Annotated in this window: 2 protein-coding genes and 1 pseudogene; all 3 read left to right on the top strand. The window is 40.4% G+C overall.

The genetic code is table 11. From position 1 onward, the window contains the following. The first annotated feature begins 169 nt into the window (after positions 1 to 169). Positions 170 to 1,027 carry a GAF domain-containing protein gene (locus V7K67_RS31065; RefSeq protein WP_335169882.1) on the top strand — a complete coding sequence of 286 codons (858 nt, stop codon included), beginning with the start codon at positions 170 to 172 and terminating at the stop codon, positions 1,025 to 1,027. A gap of 208 nt (positions 1,028 to 1,235) precedes the next feature. Beyond that, positions 1,236 to 1,898, top strand: a pseudogene (locus V7K67_RS31060) (sensor histidine kinase); the annotation flags it as partial. An 87-nt stretch (positions 1,899 to 1,985) separates the two neighbouring features. Continuing rightward, the coding region (locus V7K67_RS31055; RefSeq protein WP_335169880.1) for a protein kinase domain-containing protein at positions 1,986 to 3,001 on the top strand (1,016 nt) is incomplete at its 3' end.

Raw genomic sequence — 3,001 nt, 5'->3', positions numbered from 1 at the left:
TAACGGGAAATGGTGCTATTACTGCTTATCGCCCTATTCTTTTCTCCTCAAGGCATTAATTCCTCTCACTCTTTAAAAATGAGCGAACGTACAGTTAGAAACCCGCTATCCCCAACTACTCGTCACAATTTGGCAAAAACAGCAACCATCTTTCACATCCACAGAAACGATGATTGCGATCTCTTCTCAGACGATTCAGACTTCCAACTTCAATAATGCTAGCCTCTGGGAAGCCCTGGATCTAGCGACCATTCTCAAAGCTTCTCAATCTCTGTCAAGTGAAATTGAGTTGGATAAATTACTCTCGACCCTACTTGAGGTGATACTGGAAAGTGCGGGAGCGGATAAATGTGCGTTGCTGATGCCAAAAGGCTCGCGCTGGGTAATTGAGGCATTATCCCAATTGGAACAGCCTAGCATTATCTTGCGATCGCGTAGCGGTGCGGATGCAGTCTCGCTGCCCTTTGACGATGGTCAAACAGTACCCGTTACCCTAATCAATCGGGTCAAAAATACCCTCACCTTGACTGTAATTGAGAATGCAGTAGTTGAGCCAACCCTAGCGGCTGACCCTTATATTATTCACCATTCACCTAAGAGTATTCTCTGTGCGCCAATTCTCAACCAAGGCAAATTGATTGGCATTTTGTACCTAGAAAATAACCTGACGGTGGGAGCATTTACGAGCGATCGCCTACAAGTTCTCAAACTGCTCACAACTCAAGCAGCGATCTCTCTAGAAAATGCCCAACTTTATCGCCAATTAGAGGAATATTCCCATACTCTGGAGCAAAAAGTCGAAGAACGCACCCAGGAAATCACACGTTCTTACACTCAGCTAGAATCAACCTTAGAAAAACTATACTCGACTCAAGCCAAACTAATTCAAGCTGAAAAAATGTCCGGTTTGGGACAGCTAGTTGCCGGAATTGCTCATGAAATTAATAATCCGATTAATTTCATCTATGGCAACTTAGAACCAGCCAGTGAATATGTTGCTTCCTTAATTGAATTAAATAAATTATAGGAATCCTATTTGATTCCTGAAAAAATCTAAGTATAAGTATATGTAGTAGTGTGACAAGGCTAAAATGTTGTAAAAATTGTAGGTTGGGTGGAGGCTTTGCCAAAGCCAACATCCTGATATATGTTGGGTTGCGCTCCGCTCCACCCAACCTACGTCTAATGCACTATTTTTTTGCTTTCATACCCTACGTGTATTTCAACAATCAAATATGATTCCTATATATCAGAAATACTATCCCCAACCATTGCCAGAGATTGCCGAGAAAATCGCCGATATTGAGCTAGAATTTATATCTGATGATTTACAAAAACTCCTGTCATCGATGAGGGTAGGAGCAGATCGCATCTGTCAAATTGTGCTGTCACTGCGAAATTTTTCCCGCTTGGATGAATCAGAAATAAAATCAGTAGACATTCATTCTGGTATTAATAGTACGCTGTTATTTTTGCAGCATCGACTTCAGAATAATAGTAAAAATCCAGAAATTGCAGTTATTCAAAAATATGGTCAACTCCCTTTAGTTAATTGTTATGCTTCTGCTCTGAATCAAGTATTTATGAATATTATCAACAATGCTATTGATGCCTTAGAAGAATCAGATATAAATCGCCAACCGACTATTATAATTCAGACGGAATTCAGAGAAGCAAAAAAGGTAGTTATCCGCATTGCAGACAACGGTATAGGGATGAGCGAGTCAGTGCAAAATAAAATATTTAATCCATTTTTTACGACGAAATCAATAGGTAGTGGTACAGGTTTAGGATTATCAACTAGCTATTCGATTGTGGTAGAAAAACATGGGGGTAATTTAAGTTGCATTTCCGCACCAGGAGAGGGTACAGAATTTATCATTGAAATTCCGTTATAGTTTAGTCCTCAGATCCCCGACAACTTGCGCGAAGTCGGGGATCTTTTTTGGGAATACTAAATCTGGAAGTATTAAGGATTTAGCTGTATGGTTAGCACCCTTGTCAATATTCCCGGATATCGCATCTATGATTTACTCTACAATGGTTCGAGAACTCTGGTTTATCGAGGGTTTCGAGAAACTGACTCATTACCTGTAGTCATTAAGCTGCTGAAAAATCCTTATCCCAGCTTCTCTGAACTCTTGTCGTTTCGCAACCAGTACACCATTGCTAAAAATCTCAACTCACCGCTAATCGTCCAAACCTACAGTCTGGAACCCTATCATAATGGTTATGCGCTGGTGATGGAAGACTTTGGGGGGATTTCTCTTAAAAATTATTTCACCTCACCAGAAACGCCATATATCGCGTCTGGTGAAGAGTTTTTACGGATTGCGATCGCACTATGCAATATCTTAGATATACTCTACCGCGAGCGGATTATTCATAAAGACATCAAACCTGCCAATATTTTAATTAATCCCGAAACCAAACAAGTTAAATTAATTGACTTCAGTATCGCATCTTTACTACCACGAGAAACGCAGACACTCATCAATCCCAACATCTTAGAAGGGACACTTGCTTATATTTCCCCAGAACAAACAGGCAGAATGAATCGCGGAATTGATTACCGGACTGATTTTTATTCTTTGGGTGTAACATTCTACGAGTTACTTACAGGAGAGTTACCTTTTACGTCAAACGATCCAATGGAGTTGGTACATTCTCATATTGCAAAACAACCACCCAATTTAAGGGAAAGGGGAAAAGAGATTCCCCAAGTTATTTGTGATATCGTCATGAAACTGATGACAAAAAACGCCGAATCTAGATATCAAAGCGTATTGGGACTGAAGTTTGATTTAGAAAATTGCTTACATCAACTTCAAGAAACTGGTAGGATTGAGAGTTTTGAAATTGCGTGTAGGGATGTGTGCGATCGCTTCCTCATCCCCGACAAACTCTATGGACGAGAAGCAGAAATAGAAACTCTACTGCAAGCATTTGAGCGAGTCAGCCTTGGTGCAACAGAAATGATGCTGGTAGCAGGTTTTTCTGG

The sequence above is a fragment of the Nostoc sp. genome (genome assembly GCF_036917155.1).
Taxonomy (GTDB): Bacteria; Cyanobacteriota; Cyanobacteriia; order Cyanobacteriales; family Nostocaceae; genus Nostoc.
This window is presented reverse-complemented; position numbering and strand designations above follow the sequence as displayed.